Origin of the sequence: Ruminococcus sp. AF17-22AC, from assembly GCF_003460065.1 — a bacterium.
GTDB lineage: Bacteria > Bacillota > Clostridia > Lachnospirales > Lachnospiraceae > Blautia_A.
Map to the genome: position 1 here is coordinate 221,183 of NZ_QRXT01000003.1, position 15,864 is coordinate 237,046.

Here is a 15,864-nt window from a genome sequence, read left to right on the forward strand (position 1 = left end):
AAAGCCGCCGGATTTTGTTTTATTTTGGCTCTTTGCCGGCGGCGAAGACCATCATCATTTCATTGGTAAGGCTGCTGTCGTTATCCTGACCGATGATTTTGTCGCGGTCAAACCATTGTGCTACGGAAAGTTCTTCGTGATCTACGGTCAGCGTGTCATCGCCGTCTACATCGCAGAAAAATCCAAAGAGCAGAGTGCCGGAGAAGGACCATGGCTGACTTTTATAGTAACGGAGATTTTTGACTTTCAGACCGACTTCTTCCATAACTTCCCTGTGAACGGTTTGTTCGATTGTTTCGCCGATTTCTGCGAAGCCGGCGATCAGAGCGTATTGTTTGAAGCTTCTGCCTTCATATTTGGAACAGATGATCTTGTCACCGTTGGTGATACCGACGATCACAGCCGGCATCAGAACCGGATATTCCTGGCGTCCACAGGAAGGACAGTACATCATACGTTCCCCCTTGTCATGTATCATCGGCTGACCACAGCATCCACAGAAACGGCGGTTACGATACCAGAACCAGAGCTGATATCCGGTGATCACTGCGAAAGAGATATACTGTGGCTGTACATAACGGAGTTCACGGTTTTCATAAAAACCATAGCCTGGCAGCAGAGCAGTGTTCAGATCCGGAATCAGGTAAAAACGTTCCTCGTCAATAGAGAAAAGATAAATATAATTTTCATATAGATCGGCTACTTTGTCTTCCAGCTCGCGAAAGCGTGGAAGTGTGATAACATCGGAACTGTCCTCTTTGCGGAAAAAACTCTTTCCATTTTCGTAGGCAAGAATGATACTGTTTTCATCCGGTGCGACCGGTTTATATTCATTGTGATAAGTGTGCGGGGCAATATCCTGAATCATAAAAAATCCTCCTTTGGTTGCCTGGCCTGTATCTGTCGGAACACAGGACGGAAAATATAATTCAGTATAGGACATATGCAGAAAAAAAGCAATGCTGCTGTGAACGGAGTGAACAGTAACAAATCTGGTGTATTGACTCGACAAAATTACCAATGTGAAAGGCAGAAAAACAATAGCAGAACAGAGCGTTTTCCTGAATACATAAAATGATAAAAATTTGACAAAATGTTATGCGGGTTATTGACAGCAAACTGGCATCGTGTTATTATGATGTCAGTATAATTCCATATTGAACATATGAAGTGCAGATTGTTGTCCGCGTAGCAATCTGAAGAGGGAATCAGGTGCAAGTCCTGAGCGATCCGGTCACTGTAACAGAGGAGCGACTTTTCATTATCCCATTGTACATAGTATGAGAAGGGGAAAGGAAGCGATGATGCTGAAGTCAGGAAACCTGCTTTGTATGGCGAGGTTAAACTTCCGTGTAAAGTGTAACAACCAACTTAGGGTATCCGCAACCCAAAGCGTTGTCTGCTGATTGGAAGCAGGCATTTTTTTATGGAATTCGCCTGTTCGTATGAATTATACCTATGCGTTTGTGGTTTTGCCACCACAGACCAGAACCCTTTAGGGGTATGATTAAATGGCAGGCGGTACTACTCCGGATGCATTCGTTCCCTCCGCATATTTGAACGGATTCATTGTCTACCCCGGAGCAGTATCGCAAATCCTCTAAAATAAGTTTCGAAGATGACCAGTTCGGCAGTGCCGTGACTGGATTTTTTTATATAACGAGGTGAAAGTAAATGGAAAAACCATATTGGGAAGGGAAACACTATGCTTTTTTCAGCAATAAGGAATGTGAATATTTTCCGTGCCATGCAGGCGCAGATCCGGAGAACTTTAACTGTCTGTTCTGCTACTGTCCGCTGTATGCACTGGGAGATAAATGTGGCGGGAATTTCAGAATGACCGAGAAGGGAATTAAAGACTGCACGAACTGTCAGCTGCCGCACAAAGCACAGAACTACGGGTACGTAACAGGGAAATATAGCGAGCTGGCGGAACTGATGAAGAAGATACGAGAAAACGAAATAGAGTAAGAAGAATGACGATAAAGTCATACTGCCTACTTGTAAAGGAATATGCGTTCTGTTTACTGAACACGCTGCGTTTCCGAATTTCATACATGCGCTTATTAGCGATTGCTCCGCATAACTCGCTGTCGCTCAGACAGATGCTCTGCAACCGCAGCTAGCATGTACGAAATTTACGGAAGCCTTGCTGAGTTCCGTAAATAGAACGCATATTCTTTCAAGATAGCAGTATACTTTATCTGTTTTTTGACGAGTTCTATTTCTTTACTAAACACGTAATGTATTTTCACGTCCAGCTCCTTTTCCCCACAACCGGGAAGGCCTCGCCGGCCAGCAGCCGAAGGCTGCGGTCCACCCACGGGGCGTGGTGGTATCACAAAGATGATACAGAAAATAAGAGAAGAGGAATGAATGGTATAAAATTATAATAGTCTATAGGTGAAAAGGATATTTGCTTAAAATTATTAAATATTCCTATACACAGAAAAAGGAACAGTCTCCTGACATTTAATCCGGAAATGCAGCGTGTCAACAAGTCAGGAGACTGTTCGCTTTTTCGTTATATATATATATTATATATCTATTCCTACCTCTCACTCAGTATCATCTTCAACCGGGGGATATCATTATTCAATATCATTTTTTCGGGAAACATCATCTCATGTACAAACTCTGCCCCATAAGTAAAATCCCCGATATGTTCTGCTCCATGGCTGTCGCTCGACAGCACGATCGGAATCTCATACTTCATACAATACTTCAGGATCTCACGGTTATTTTCTTTCGTATCCCCACGATATCCGTCGGGCATCAGCGAAGCTTCGTTAATCTCAAAAATCACCCCATATTCCTTTGCACCGAAAGCCAGCGTTTCATAATCTACCGGAAAGGCAGGATTATCACAATGGCCAAGCACCTTTACACAGGGATGCCTCATTGCATTCAGATAAGCACTCGTATTTTCCTCGACAGAACCACTCTTATAATTCTGCGCATGCATACTTGCGATTGCATAATCCAGTTCGCTGAGCAGTTCGTCATTCAGATCCAGATGCCCCTCCGTATCCAGAATATTTAATTCTGCTCCAAATAAAAGCTCAATCCCAAATCTTTTTTTCGGCGCGTAGGTAAGACTCCTGAAATAAGAAGAAGTTCCTGCGGCAAGTGTTCCCGGACCGTGATCCGTGATGCCGAGCAGTTTCAGTCCTTTTTTAGAAGCAGCTTTTGCCATGTCTGAGATGGTACAGGACGTTCCGTGTCCGCTTGCAATCGAATGCGTATGTATATCAGAAAGATACATCAAAAATCCCCCTTTCAAGGAATTAATTTTTTATATAATTCGAACTGTCAATACAATATAAAATCTTCTAAAACCAGTATGGCAGTATGTTCTTGAAAAGTCAACCCGAAAATCAGACTTCAAACAAAAACCAACATAAAACCAACAAAAACCACAACAAAAACCTCGTAAAAAACAAATAAATAATGTTGGATTTTGTTGACATATAAAAGCTTGTAAGGTATAATGACTTTATATGAATCGTGGCGTCCCAGCGCCTTCTGATACATATGAGATATGGCGTTTTTTAGACACCATGAGAAAGGAGAAGTGTGGAGATGTTTAATACCACAGACATTCCAAAATCATCCAGAATCCCGAAGCTGATCGAAGCACTTTATGCAAAGATGCCGGTGATCGAATCTGCCAGAGCAAAACTGATTACGGAATCCTATAAGGCTACCGAAGGGCAGCCGGTGATTACCAGACGCGCGGAAGCTTTTGCTCACATTCTCCGGAATATTCCGATTATCATTCGTGATAATGAGCTGATCGTAGGAAGCAGCACGATCGCACCGAGAGGATGCCAGACATTCCCGGAATTTTCTTACCAGTGGCTGGAGGATGAACTGGATACTGTTGCAACAAGAACAGCGGATCCGTTTTACATTGCTGAAGAGACCAAAGCAGAGCTGAGAGAAGTACATAAATACTGGAAGGGCAAAACCTCCAGCGAACTTGCTACATCCTATATGGCTCCTGAGGCAATTAAAGCAATTGAGCACAACATTTTTACGCCGGGTAACTATTTCTACAACGGTGTAGGGCATGTAACTGTTAAATATGAAGAAGTTCTTGCAATCGGTTATAAAGGCATCATTGATAAAGCCCGTGCAGAGCTGGAGAAATGTCAGGTTGGCGATGGTAATTATGCAAAGAAGAGCCATTTCCTTAATGCTGTGATCGTTTCCTGCCAGGCAGTTATCGAGTATGCAGAGCGTTATGCTGAACTGGCATCTCAGATGGCCGCAGAATGTACAGACCCGGTACGTAAACAGGAACTTTTACAGATCTCAGAGAACTGCAGCCGTGTACCGGCAAACGGAGCGACCAGCTTCTACGAGGCATGTCAGTCTTTCTGGTTCGTACAGCAGCTTCTGCAGGTTGAATCCAGCGGACATTCTATTTCACCGGGACGTTTTGACCAGTATATGTATCCTTATTACAAAGCAGACATTGATAAGGGTGTTATTACCAGAGAAGCAGCGCAGGAACTCCTTGACTGTATCTGGGTCAAACTCAACGACCTTAACAAAGTACGTGATGCTGCATCTGCAGAGGGGTTTGCAGGCTACAGCCTTTTCCAGAACCTGATCGTAGGCGGACAGGACAAATACGGAAACGACGTGACAAACGATCTTTCTGTTATGTGTATCCTTGCATCCATGCATGTACATCTGCCGATGCCGTCTCTGTCCATCCGAGTATGGAACGGTTCACCGCATGAACTGCTGATCAAGGCAGCTGAGCTTACCAGAACCGGCATCGGACTTCCGGCATATTACAATGATGAAGTTATTATTCCGGCATTACAGAACAGAGGACTTACTCTGGAAGATGCGAGAGAATACAATATCATCGGATGTGTAGAACCACAGAAAGCAGGTAAGACAGACGGATGGCACGATGCAGCGTTCTTCAACATGTGCCGCCCGCTTGAACTCGTATTTTCCAATGGTATGGACAAGGGCGAACTGGTTGGTATCCAGACCGGTGATGTTACAAAAATGACAACATTCGAAGAATTCTTTGATGCATACAAGAAACAAATGGAATACTGCATTTCCCTGATGGTCAATGCCGACAATGCGATTGACGTGGCACATTCGGAGAGGGTACCGCTTCCATATGAATCCTGTATGGTAGATGATTGTCTCAGCAGAGGCCTTTCCGTACAGGAAGGCGGAGCTGTTTATAACTTTACCGGTCCGCAGGGATTCGGTATTGCGAATATGGCTGACTCTTTATATGCGATCCGTAAACTTGTATACGAAGATAAGAAAGTCTCCATGGAAGAGTACAAACAGGCTCTGGCATGGAACTATGACAAAGGTCTGGATCAGCAGTCCGTTTCTGATATGTCGGAAATGATTCTTAAGGGAATGCAGGACGCAGGCATGGCAGTAAATACGGACACTGCAAAGGCAGTTCTTCAGACTGTTATGAGACTGAAACCTACCGAAGATCAGCTTCGCAGATTTACAGAGATCCATCATATGATCGATGAAGTTCCGAAGTTTGGTAATGCAATCGACGATGTGGATTATTTTGCAAGAGATGTTGCTTATACATACAGCCGCCCGCTGCAGAAATACATGAATCCACGTGGCGGTCATTATCAGGCAGGACTTTACCCGGTATCTGCAAACGTACCGCTTGGCGGACAGACAGGAGCTACACCGGATGGACGTTATGCACATACACCGGTAGCTGATGGCGTTTCACCATCCGCAGGAAAGGATGTCAAGGGACCAACTGCAGCAGCAACTTCTGTTTCCCGACTGGATCACTTCATTGTATCCAACGGAACACTGTTTAACCAGAAGTTCCATCCGTCTGCACTTGCAGGCAGAGAGGGACTGGAAAAATTTGTTGCACTGATCCGTACCTTCTTTGATCAGAAGGGTATGCATATGCAGTTCAACGTAGTTGACAGAGAGACATTACTTGATGCTCAGAAGCATCCGGAAAATTACGCACACCTGGTTGTACGCGTTGCCGGATACAGCGCATTGTTTACAACTCTGTCACGTTCCCTTCAGGACGATATCATCAGACGTACAGAACAGGGATTTTGATTGCAAACTCAGATGTGCGGCAGGTAAAGAAAGAATCTGCGATGTGCTTGCACAAAAGCAGATGAATTCTTTATCTGACATAGGAATGGTTCCCTCAACCGAGATGAAGCATAGCGTAATCGAGGCTGCACATCTGAAAAGAGGTAAACTATGAACTATTTAAAGACAAAAGGTCGTATTTTCGATATCCAGCGTTATTCTGTTCATGATGGTCCGGGAATCCGTACGATCGTTTTTCTGAAAGGCTGTGTACTTCGGTGCCGCTGGTGCTGTAATCCGGAATCACAGGAATACAAAATCCAGACGATGAAAGTACTTGGTGAGGATAAAGTGATCGGCAGGGATGTGACTGTAGAAGAAATGATCAAGGTTGTTGAGGAGGACAGGCCATATTACCGGCGCTCCGGAGGAGGACTTACTCTTTCCGGAGGCGAGAGCCTCTGCCAGCCTGAATTTGCGAGGGATCTTCTCCGCGCAGCCAAGGAACATGGGCTCAATACTGCGCTCGAGAGTATGGCATGTGCTCCGTTTGAGACGATCGAGACGATTTTGCCGTATCTTGATCTTTATCTGATGGACATCAAACATACCAATCCGGCGAAACACAAGGAGTTTACCGGCAGACCGAATGATCTGATGATGGAAAATGCCCGCAAGGTTGCACTTTCGGGTAAATGCAAACTTATCATCCGCGTTCCGGTTATTCCGACGTTTAATGATACGATCGAGGAAATCCAGGGAATTGCACGTTTTGCCGATACCCTTCCGGGTGTGGAACAGCTTCACCTGCTTCCGTATCACCGCCTTGGACAGGATAAGTACATCGGTCTTGGCAGACCATATTTAATGGAAGGAATCCTGCCACCGACGAAAGAACATATGGAGACATTGAAGAAAGCGGCAGAATCCGTAAGTTCTTTACACGTTCAGATTGGTGGATGATCGAAAAACAACAAAAACAACATTTTTTTCACAACAAAAACAACAAGAAACAACGATAAATTCTTGACAATCTCGTTTATAGGGAGTAAAATCTCCTTAGAAATAAAATAAAACACCTGCGGCTGTCTTTTGCTGTATATATAGCAGAAGGACAGCAGCAAAACCAAATTGCTTTAGGAGGAAAATAAGCATGGTAAACGAATTTGAAATCAAAAAACAGATCTGTGACATCGGAAGACGTATCTACAACCGTAACATGGTTGCAGCAAACGACGGAAACATCTCCGTTAAACTGAATGACAACGAATTCCTCTGCACACCAACAGGTGTATCCAAAGGATTTATGACACCAGAGTTCATCTGTAAAGTAGATGCTCAGGGTAACGTAATCCAGGCTAACCCGGGATTCAAACCATCTTCTGAGATCAAAATGCATATGAGAGTATATCAGAAGAGACCAGACGTAGGATCTGTAGTACATGCTCATCCAATCTATGCTACATCCTTCGCTATCGCTGGTATCCCGCTTACACAGCCGATCATGCCGGAAGCAGTTATCGCTCTTGGATGCGTTCCGATCGCTGAGTACGGTACACCTTCCACAATGGAAATTCCGGACAACCTTGAAAAATATCTTCCATACTTCGATGCAGTTCTTCTTGAGAACCACGGAGCTCTTACATGGAGCACAGACCTGAACGCTGCATACATGAAGATGGAATCTGTAGAATTCTACGCACAGCTTCTGTATCAGAGCAAGCTGCTCGGCGGCCCGAAGGAATTCGATAAAGAAAACATCAAGAAACTGTATGAAATCCGTCGTAAATTTGGTATGCCAGGAAAACATCCTGCAAGCCTTTGCCAGAACAAAGACGGTGTTAACTGTCATAACTGCGGCGGTGCTTGCCACAATGAAGATTACAAACAGTTCCCGGGATATCAGTATGATTTTGTTGGTGGTGACTGTTCAAAAGAAGCAGCTCCGGCAGCTGGAAACGCTGATGCAGAACTGGTTGCAAACATCACAAAACAGGTTATGGCACAGCTTGGACTGAAATAATCTAAAAACCAGATAAGGTAGACATTAAAGGAGGACAATCTCATGCCAATCAGTGAGAGCATGGTACAGGATATTGTACAGGAAGTAATGGCAAAAATGCAGATTGCAGATGCTCCGACAGGAAAACATGGCGTTTTCAAAGAAATGAATGATGCGATCGAAGCTGCTAAAAAAGCAGAACTGATCGTTAAGAAAATGTCCATGGATCAGAGAGAAAAAATCATCACCTGCATCCGTAAAAAAATCAAAGAAAATGCAGAAGTTATGGCTCGTATGGGTGTTGATGAGACAGGAATGGGTAACGTAGGGGACAAGATCCTGAAACATCATCTGGTAGCAGACAAGACACCTGGTACTGAAGATATCACAACAACTGCATGGTCAGGAGACAGAGGACTGACTCTGATCGAGATGGGACCGTTTGGTGTAATCGGTGCGATCACACCATGTACCAACCCGAGTGAAACAGTACTCTGTAACACAATCGGTATGCTGGCAGGCGGAAATACAGTAGTATTTAACCCGCATCCGGCAGCAATCAAAACCTCTATTTTCGCAATCAATCTGGTAAACGAAGCTTCTCTTGAAGCAGGCGGCCCGGACAACATTGCCGTAACAGTAGAGAAACCTACTCTTGAAACAAGCAATATCATGATGAAACATAAAGATATTCCGCTGATCGCTGCAACAGGCGGCCCTGGTGTTGTTACAGCAGTTCTTTCCTCAGGTAAGAGAGGAATCGGAGCTGGTGCAGGTAACCCACCGGCAGTTGTTGATGAGACAGCAGATATCCGTAAAGCAGCTCAGGACATTGTAAATGGATGTACATTCGACAACAACCTTCCATGTATCGCAGAGAAGGAAGTTGTAGCTGTATCTTCTGTAGTAGATGAACTGATGCACTACATGCTGACAGAAAATGACTGTTACCTCGCTTCCAAAGAAGAGCAGGACAAACTGACAGAAGTTGTTCTGGCAGGCGGCAAACTGAACCGTAAATGTGTTGGACGTGACGCTAAGACACTTCTTTCCATGATCGGAGTAAACGCACCGGCAAATACCCGCTGCATCATCTTCGAAGGACCGAAGGAACATCCGCTGATCACAACAGAGCTTATGATGCCGATCCTTGGTATTGTAAGAGCAAGAGATTTCGATGATGCTGTAGAACAGGCTGTATGGCTTGAGCATGGCAACCGTCATTCAGCACACATCCATTCCAAAAACATTGATAATATTACCAAATATGCGAAAGCAATCGACACAGCGATCCTTGTTAAGAACGGCCCGTCCTATTCTGCACTTGGATTCGGTGGAGAAGGATACTGTACATTTACAATCGCAAGTCGTACAGGTGAAGGACTTACAAGTGCAAGCACCTTTACAAAGAGAAGACGCTGCGTAATGTCTGACAGCCTTTGCATTCGCTAATCAGGAGGAAAGTTTAAAATGGATATGAACAATGTAAATATTGAAGAAATTGTAAAACAGGTTCTCTCCGGAATGACCGGAACAGCACCTGCAGCAGCTCAGACAGCTGCACCGGCAGCTCCGGCTCAGGGTGGAATCCCGAAAACAGCAAGAGTTGCAATGATGACAGAAAAGAAACACTTCGAACTTCAGGAGTATCCGCTTCCGGAAGTCGGTGACGACGATATCCTTGTTAAAGTAGAAGGCTGTGGCGTTTGTGGTACAGATGCTCACGAATACAAAAATGACCCATTCAATCTGATCCCGGTTGTTCTCGGACACGAAGGAACAGGTGAGATCGTAGCTATGGGTAAAAACGTTAAAGTTGATACAGCTGGTAAACCGGTTAAGATCGGTGATAAAGTTGTTACATGTATGATCTTCAAAGATGATCCGGAAATCACAATGTTCGACCTCAACAAGAAAAACGTTGGCGGCGCTGATGTTTACGGACTTCTTCCGGATGATGATGTTAAATTCAACGGATGGTTCGCTGATTACATCTTCATCAGAGGCGGAAAATTCGGTTCCACATTCTTCAACGTAAGTGATCTGGATCTGGATTCCCGTATCCTTATCGAGCCATGTGCAGTACTTGTACATGCAGTAGAAAGAGCAAAAACAACAGGTATCCTCAAATTCAACAGCAGAGTTGTTGTACAGGGATGCGGACCGATCGGTCTGATCTGTATCGCAGTTCTTCACACCATGGGTGTTCAGAACATCTGCGCAGTAGACGGAAATGCAAAACGTCTTGAATTTGCCAAGAAGATGGGTGCTAACACAACAGTAGATTTCACACAGTTCCAGGGTATCGAAGCTCTTACAGAGGGCGTTAAAGCAGCTCAGGACGGACATCTTGCAGACTTTGCATTCCAGTGCACAGGTAACCCGCATGCACATGCAAACATCTACAAATTCATCCGCAACGGCGGTGGACTTTGCGAACTTGGATTCTTCATCAATGGTGGAGATGCAACAATCAACCCGCACTTCGACCTTTGCTCCAAAGAAATCAACCTTGTTGGTTCCTGGGTATACAACCTCAGAGACTATGCAACAACATTTGATTTCCTGAAGAGAGCAAAAGCAATCGGACTGCCGATGTCTGATCTGATCACACACAAATTCCCGCTTGAGCAGATCAACGAAGCACTTGAGACAAACCTGGCTATGACAGGTCTTAAGATTGCCGTAGTAAATAAATAATCCGGAAATATAAAGGAGAGGCAAAATGGCAGAAGCTGTAGGAATTTTGGAAGTGTTCGGGCTGGCGACAGCCTTTGTAGCGGCAGATGCCGGTTGTAAGGCGGCAAATGTCCGCCTGGAGGTGTTCGACAAGAACAAGCCTGCAAACGCAGACAGCCTGCCAGTACCGCTTCTGGTATGCATCAAATTCCGCGGAAGCGTCGAGGACGTTACCGCCGCTGTGGAAGCAGGAATGGCAGAAGCAAACCGGAGAACTGGTGTAGTGCAGCACTACGTAATACCAAATCCGACAGAGGATACGGTAAAGATGCTGAAAATCAGCGCCCTGGATAAAAGCTGATGGCTGATATCCCGGTATGAATATTTGAACAAGTATAAACAATGATTCAGGAGGAAGAAACAATGGCACAGGAAGCTTTAGGAATGGTAGAGACCAGAGGACTGACAGCAGCAATCGAAGCAGCAGATGCAATGACAAAAGCAGCAGAAGTAGCACTGGTAGGAACAGAGAAAATCGGATCCGGACTGGTAACAGTTATGGTTCGCGGTGATGTCGGAGCAGTTAAAGCAGCAGTAGAGAGCGGCAGCGCAGCAGCATCCAGACTTGGTGAGCTTGTTGCAACACACGTAATTCCGAGACCACACAATGATGTAGAAAAAATTCTTCCTACAATAAAATAATGCATCCAGCATTAAAGGAGTTCGCTCATGAGTAAAGCATATGGTTTTATAGAGATCACTGGTGTCGTAGCGGCGATCAATGCGCTCGATATCATGTGCAAAACTGCAGACGTTGAGCTGGCGTCATGGGAACGTAAGCTGGGCGGACGACTTGTCACTCTTATTGTAGAAGGCGATGTATCAGCAGTCAACGAAGCCGTTGAAGCTGCTGTTGCAAACGCTATTAAGAAACCGGCGAGTTATGCAGTGATTGCACGACCACACGAGGAAATTGTCAAACTCGTGGAGTTAAGTGCAAGCCGTTGGAAGAAAAAAACAGACGAAACAAAACCAGACAATAAATAATCAATTTTCATTTTATCCACAAGGAGGAAAAAATCATGACACAGGAAGCTTTAGGAATGGTAGAAACCAGAGGACTTACAGCAGCAATCGAAGCAGCAGACCAGATGTGCAAAGCAGCTAACGTAGCACTTGTTGGAACAGAAAAAATCGGATCCGGACTGGTAACAGTTATGGTTCGTGGAGATGTAGGAGCTGTTAAATCTGCAGTAGAAAGCGGAAGCGCAGCAGCATCCAGACTTGGTGAGCTCGTAGCTACACACGTAATCCCGAGACCACACACAGACGTAGAAAAAATTCTTCCGGTTCTGAAATAATTTTAGTACATAAATTTATTCCGGTAAATGGAAGAAAGCAGGTGTATTCTTGGAATCAAAAAACATTGAACTGATTACAAAAATGGTTATCGATGCCATTAATCAGAATGAAGAAAAAGGAAACGGCTTCATGGTTCCAATCGGAGTATCTGCAAGACATGTTCATCTGACACAGGAACACGTAGAAACATTATTTGGACCAGGTTATCAGCTTACAAAGAAAAAAGACCTGATGGGCGGACAGTTTGCATCAAACGAAACTGTTACCATCATCGGCCTGAAACTTCGTGCGATCGAGAATGTTCGCGTTCTCGGACCTGTCCGCAGTGCCACACAGGTTGAGGTATCTGCTACAGATGCCATCAAACTCGGCATGAATGTTCCGGTTCGTATGTCCGGTGATATTGCAGGAAGTGCACCGATCGCAATCGTCGGACCGAAAGGCGCCATCTATCTGAAAGAGGGATGTATCGTGGCTATGCGTCACATTCATATGTCTCCGGCAGATGCGCAGGCAGCCGGTGTCAAAAACGGCGATATCGTTTCTGTTAAGGCAGATAACGAGCGTGGAACTATCTTTAATCAGGTTGCTATCCGTGTAGACGACAGCTTTACACTGGAAATGCACATTGATACAGATGAAGCAAATGCAGCAAAGATTGCCACAGGCAATACAGTTACCATCATAAAATAATATCCCTCTGAATCAGCCGGTGGCGAAAGTCACCGGCATTAGGGGTTAAATGATAATGCGGAGGCACACACATGATAGTAGGTAAAGTAGTTGGAAGTATTGTTTCCACTCGTAAAAGTGACAAGTTGATAGGACAGAAATTCATGATCGTGGAGCCGGTGCATCATATGAAAACTGACTTATCCCAGATAGTTGCAATCGATATCATCGGTGCAGGTATCGGGGAATATGTGTTGGTGGCACAAGGAAGCGCGGCCAGAATCGGCTGCGGCGAAGAAACAGCACCGATCGATGCGGCAATAGTCGGTATCGTCGATGATGGTGCAGGATTGGAGTAACGCCATGGAAATCAAAGATTTACAGAAAATTATGCAGGACAATGGTGTTGTAGGTGCAGGTGGTGCCGGATTCCCGTCATATGCCAAGCTTACAGACAAGGCTGACACAATTCTTCTGAACTGTGCAGAATGTGAACCATTGCTGAAACTTCACAGACAGTTACTTGAGAAGCATGCATATGAGATCATGAAGACATTCCACATGGTTATGGAGACCGTTGGTGCTTCACAGGCAATCATCGGAATCAAGAAATCATATGTACAGACGATTAAAGCACTGCAGCAGAACATTGAAGAATTCCCTGGTCTGAAGATTCATCTTCTTGATGAAGTGTACCCGATGGGTGACGAAGTTGTGCTGATCTATGAAGCTACCGGACGTGTCTGCAGACCTGGCGGACTGCCGATTGAGCAGGGCGTCATTGTATTCAACGTAGAGACTATTTATAACGTATATCAGGCAATGGAAGCACAGAAGCCTGTTACAGAAAAATATGTTTCTGTTGTAGCAGAAGTTGAAAATCCGGTAACAGTAAAAGTTCCGCTGGGCTGTACTTTGGATGAAGTAGTAGCACAGGCCGGTAACATTACAACCAAAGATCCTGTTTACTTTGTAGGCGGCCCGATGATGGGACGCATCGGTAACGGTTCAGATCCGGTTACCAAAACAACAAACGCAGTTCTGGTTCTTCCAAGAGATCATCAGATCGTTATGAAGAAACAGAGAACATCTGCAATCGATTTAAAACGTGCAGCATCTATCTGCTGCCAGTGTAACACCTGTACGGACCTCTGCCCGAGACATAACCTCGGACATCCGATCGATCCGGCCCGCTTTATGAGAGCAGCATCTGCTGGTGATTTCAGAGATGTGAATCCATATATCGATTCCGCATTCTGCAGTTCCTGCGGTGTATGTGAGATGTATGCATGCCCACAGAGTCTTGCTCCGAGAACACTTCTCGCAGATATGAAGGGCGGACTTCGTAAAGCAGGTATCAGACCTCCTCAGGGAGTACAGCCGGTTCCGGTACAGCCTTCAAGAGAATATCGTAAGGTTCCGGAAGAACGACTGATGGCACGTTTGGGACTGACCAAATATGATAAGGACGCACCGATGGACGAGAACGTTGTTCCTGCATCCAAGGTTAAGATCCTTTTAAGCCAGCATATCGGCGCACCGGCACAGGCAATTGTGAAGACAGGCGATATGGTAACAAAAGGCCAGATGATCGCGCAGCATGCTGACGGATTAAGCGTAAGCATCCATGCAAGTATCTCCGGTAAAGTAACAGAAGTAACAGACCGCCACATCATAATTGCAGCAAAGTAGAAAGGACGTGCAGAAAATGAGTAAAGCAATCGGAATGATTGAATTTAAAACGACTGCCACAGGTATCACAGCAGCAGATGCCATGGTAAAGACATCTGAGGTCGAGATTGTCGAGGCACAGACCGTATGTCCGGGCAAATATATTGCAATTATCACAGGCGATTTAAGTGCAGTAAAAGCCGCTGTTGACGCAGCAGTAACTACTTACGAGGACAAATGTATCGACAGCTTTGTACTTGGTAATCCTCATGAGTCCCTGTTCCCGGCTATGTACGGAACAACTCAGATTGAAGGAATCAGTGCTCTGGGTATCCTTGAGACATATGATGCTGCATCTATCATCGAAGCAGCAGACCAGGCAGCAAAAACAGCAATCGTAGACGTTATCGAATTACGTATTGCAAAAGGTATGTGTGGAAAATCCTACATGCTTCTTACCGGTGAGGTTTCTGCAGTAGAAGCTTCTATTGAGAAAGCTAAGAATCTCGTTGCATCCAAGGGAATGTATCTGGATTCCTCAGTAATCGCTCATCCAGATCAGAGAATGATCGATTCTATTCTTTAATTAAAATAAATGTTCTCAAAAGGGGGCAAAGTAAATGCTGGCATTAGAAAGACGGAATTTAATTCTTGAGAAATTACAGACAGAAAAAAGAGTCGTTGTAAGTGAACTCAGCCAACTGTATGAAGTTTCTGAAGAAACAATCCGCCGTGATCTGGACAAGCTCGAAAAAGAAGGACTTGCAACCAAAAGTTACGGTGGTGCTGTCATAAAAGAGGATGTAAGTATTGACTTGCCCTTTAATATTCGAAAGAACCAGAATGTAAGCGGTAAACAGAAGATGGCTGAACTTGCAGCCTCCCTTGTAAAAGAAGGCGACCATATTTTCCTTGATGCGAGTACGACGGCAGTTTTTGTTGCCAAAGCGCTCAAAGAAAAAGAACGCCTGACCGTGATCACAAATTCCATGGAGATCCTTCTTGAATTATCAGATGTTTCCGGCTGGAATATTATTTCCACCGGTGGTGTTATGAAAGAAGGATATCTTGCTTTCCTCGGTTCCAGAACTGAGGAAGCAATCCGATCCTATTTTGTAGATAAGGTAATTATCTCCTGCAAAGCGCTGGATCATGAATGGGGAATCATGGAGTCGCAGGAAGCATTTGGAACAACCAAGAAGGCAATGATCGCATCCGGCCGTGAGAAGATTCTGGTAGTAGACAGTACAAAATTTGATCAGACCGCATTTTCCGTTGCGGGAAAACTGCGGGATATAGATGTGATTGTGACCGATCGGAAGCCATCAGATAAATGGCTGGCACATTTTGCCGATGAAGGCGTGGAGTGCCGTTATCCGGGTATGCAGTCATAGAAA

Annotated in this window: 17 protein-coding genes and 1 riboswitch; of the genes, 15 read left to right on the top strand and 2 right to left on the bottom strand. The window is 44.9% G+C overall.

Translation table 11 applies throughout. The features are described 5' to 3' along the window. Positions 1-19 precede the first annotated feature (19 nt). Positions 20-868: an NAD(+) diphosphatase gene (gene nudC / locus DWW86_RS06320; RefSeq protein WP_117942701.1), complete on the bottom strand. Its 849-nt coding sequence runs from the start codon at positions 866-868 to the stop codon at positions 20-22. 283 nt (positions 869-1,151) lie between these two features. Continuing rightward, a riboswitch (cobalamin riboswitch) is annotated at positions 1,152-1,344 on the top strand. A gap of 330 nt (positions 1,345-1,674) precedes the next feature. On the opposite strand from nudC, the gene DWW86_RS06325 reads away from it, so the two are divergent. Then, the gene (locus tag DWW86_RS06325) at positions 1,675-1,971 is read left to right on the top strand and encodes a cysteine-rich small domain-containing protein (RefSeq protein WP_117942598.1); all 297 of its coding nucleotides are present in this window, start codon (positions 1,675-1,677) and stop codon (positions 1,969-1,971) included. A gap of 580 nt (positions 1,972-2,551) precedes the next feature. Here DWW86_RS06325 and DWW86_RS06330 read toward each other — a convergent pair. Continuing rightward, positions 2,552-3,265, bottom strand: a complete 714-nt coding sequence (locus DWW86_RS06330; RefSeq protein WP_117942599.1) for a phosphatase — start codon at positions 3,263-3,265, stop codon at positions 2,552-2,554. Positions 3,266-3,582: 317 nt separating this feature from the next. On the opposite strand from DWW86_RS06330, the gene DWW86_RS06335 reads away from it, so the two are divergent. The 14 genes from DWW86_RS06335 (at position 3,583) to DWW86_RS06400 (ending at position 15,861) form a co-directional block, all read left to right on the top strand. Further along, a complete protein-coding gene (locus DWW86_RS06335; protein ID WP_117942600.1) occupies positions 3,583-6,102 on the top strand; it encodes a glycyl radical protein in 2,520 nt (839 codons plus the stop codon). Positions 6,103-6,252: 150 nt separating this feature from the next. Then, on the top strand, positions 6,253-7,044 hold the full coding sequence (locus tag DWW86_RS06340) for a glycyl-radical enzyme activating protein (protein ID WP_072521945.1): 792 nt from the start codon (positions 6,253-6,255) through the stop codon (positions 7,042-7,044). Positions 7,045-7,234: 190 nt separating this feature from the next. Further along, positions 7,235-8,104 (top strand): class II aldolase/adducin family protein, encoded by an 870-nt coding sequence (locus DWW86_RS06345; protein ID WP_015542037.1) that lies wholly within the window; start codon positions 7,235-7,237, stop codon positions 8,102-8,104. A gap of 42 nt (positions 8,105-8,146) precedes the next feature. Further along, positions 8,147-9,535, top strand: coding sequence for an aldehyde dehydrogenase family protein (locus tag DWW86_RS06350; RefSeq protein WP_072521944.1), 1,389 nt, complete (start codon positions 8,147-8,149; stop codon positions 9,533-9,535). Between the two features lie 18 nt (positions 9,536-9,553). After that, positions 9,554-10,783, top strand: coding sequence for a zinc-dependent alcohol dehydrogenase (locus tag DWW86_RS06355; RefSeq protein WP_072521943.1), 1,230 nt, complete (start codon positions 9,554-9,556; stop codon positions 10,781-10,783). A gap of 25 nt (positions 10,784-10,808) precedes the next feature. Then, positions 10,809-11,123: a BMC domain-containing protein gene (locus DWW86_RS06360; RefSeq protein WP_005427726.1), complete on the top strand. Its 315-nt coding sequence runs from the start codon at positions 10,809-10,811 to the stop codon at positions 11,121-11,123. 62 nt (positions 11,124-11,185) lie between these two features. Then, positions 11,186-11,464 carry a BMC domain-containing protein gene (locus tag DWW86_RS06365; protein WP_015542040.1) on the top strand — a complete coding sequence of 93 codons (279 nt, stop codon included), beginning with the start codon at positions 11,186-11,188 and terminating at the stop codon, positions 11,462-11,464. A 27-nt stretch (positions 11,465-11,491) separates the two neighbouring features. Next, complete coding sequence (locus tag DWW86_RS06370) at positions 11,492-11,809, top strand: BMC domain-containing protein (RefSeq protein ID WP_072521942.1); 318 nt, start codon at positions 11,492-11,494, stop codon at positions 11,807-11,809. A 35-nt stretch (positions 11,810-11,844) separates the two neighbouring features. Next, complete coding sequence (locus DWW86_RS06375) at positions 11,845-12,123, top strand: BMC domain-containing protein (protein ID WP_005427721.1); 279 nt, start codon at positions 11,845-11,847, stop codon at positions 12,121-12,123. A gap of 82 nt (positions 12,124-12,205) precedes the next feature. Then, on the top strand, positions 12,206-12,817 hold the full coding sequence (locus DWW86_RS06380; RefSeq protein WP_408609891.1) for a phosphate propanoyltransferase: 612 nt from the start codon (positions 12,206-12,208) through the stop codon (positions 12,815-12,817). A 71-nt stretch (positions 12,818-12,888) separates the two neighbouring features. Next, complete coding sequence (locus DWW86_RS06385) at positions 12,889-13,155, top strand: EutN/CcmL family microcompartment protein (protein WP_015542042.1); 267 nt, start codon at positions 12,889-12,891, stop codon at positions 13,153-13,155. A gap of 4 nt (positions 13,156-13,159) precedes the next feature. Then, positions 13,160-14,488 carry a 4Fe-4S dicluster domain-containing protein gene (locus tag DWW86_RS06390; RefSeq protein WP_072521940.1) on the top strand — a complete coding sequence of 443 codons (1,329 nt, stop codon included), beginning with the start codon at positions 13,160-13,162 and terminating at the stop codon, positions 14,486-14,488. 16 nt (positions 14,489-14,504) lie between these two features. Further along, a complete protein-coding gene (locus tag DWW86_RS06395) occupies positions 14,505-15,053 on the top strand; it encodes a BMC domain-containing protein (RefSeq protein WP_015542044.1) in 549 nt (182 codons plus the stop codon). Positions 15,054-15,087: 34 nt separating this feature from the next. Then, complete coding sequence (locus tag DWW86_RS06400; RefSeq protein ID WP_072521939.1) at positions 15,088-15,861, top strand: DeoR/GlpR family DNA-binding transcription regulator; 774 nt, start codon at positions 15,088-15,090, stop codon at positions 15,859-15,861. The last annotated feature ends 3 nt before the right edge of the window (positions 15,862-15,864 follow it).

Bases quoted from the DNA above. Each gene is read 5' to 3' on its own strand.
- DWW86_RS06395 (WP_015542044.1), top strand. From the start codon at position 14,505: ATGAGTAAAGCAATCGGAATGATTGAATTTAAAACGACTGCCACAGGT.
- DWW86_RS06355 (WP_072521943.1), top strand. From the start codon at position 9,554: ATGGATATGAACAATGTAAATATTGAAGAAATTGTAAAACAGGTTCTC.
- nudC (WP_117942701.1), bottom strand. From the start codon at position 868: ATGATTCAGGATATTGCCCCGCACACTTATCACAATGAATATAAACCG.
- DWW86_RS06400 (WP_072521939.1), top strand. From the start codon at position 15,088: ATGCTGGCATTAGAAAGACGGAATTTAATTCTTGAGAAATTACAGACA.
- DWW86_RS06380 (WP_408609891.1), top strand. From the start codon at position 12,206: ATGGTTATCGATGCCATTAATCAGAATGAAGAAAAAGGAAACGGCTTC.
- DWW86_RS06390 (WP_072521940.1), top strand. From the start codon at position 13,160: ATGGAAATCAAAGATTTACAGAAAATTATGCAGGACAATGGTGTTGTA.
- DWW86_RS06350 (WP_072521944.1), top strand. From the start codon at position 8,147: ATGCCAATCAGTGAGAGCATGGTACAGGATATTGTACAGGAAGTAATG.
- DWW86_RS06360 (WP_005427726.1), top strand. From the start codon at position 10,809: ATGGCAGAAGCTGTAGGAATTTTGGAAGTGTTCGGGCTGGCGACAGCC.
- DWW86_RS06340 (WP_072521945.1), top strand. From the start codon at position 6,253: ATGAACTATTTAAAGACAAAAGGTCGTATTTTCGATATCCAGCGTTAT.
- DWW86_RS06385 (WP_015542042.1), top strand. From the start codon at position 12,889: ATGATAGTAGGTAAAGTAGTTGGAAGTATTGTTTCCACTCGTAAAAGT.
- DWW86_RS06335 (WP_117942600.1), top strand. From the start codon at position 3,583: ATGTTTAATACCACAGACATTCCAAAATCATCCAGAATCCCGAAGCTG.
- DWW86_RS06325 (WP_117942598.1), top strand. From the start codon at position 1,675: ATGGAAAAACCATATTGGGAAGGGAAACACTATGCTTTTTTCAGCAAT.
- DWW86_RS06375 (WP_005427721.1), top strand. From the start codon at position 11,845: ATGACACAGGAAGCTTTAGGAATGGTAGAAACCAGAGGACTTACAGCA.
- DWW86_RS06365 (WP_015542040.1), top strand. From the start codon at position 11,186: ATGGCACAGGAAGCTTTAGGAATGGTAGAGACCAGAGGACTGACAGCA.
- DWW86_RS06345 (WP_015542037.1), top strand. From the start codon at position 7,235: ATGGTAAACGAATTTGAAATCAAAAAACAGATCTGTGACATCGGAAGA.
- DWW86_RS06370 (WP_072521942.1), top strand. From the start codon at position 11,492: ATGAGTAAAGCATATGGTTTTATAGAGATCACTGGTGTCGTAGCGGCG.
- DWW86_RS06330 (WP_117942599.1), bottom strand. From the start codon at position 3,265: ATGTATCTTTCTGATATACATACGCATTCGATTGCAAGCGGACACGGA.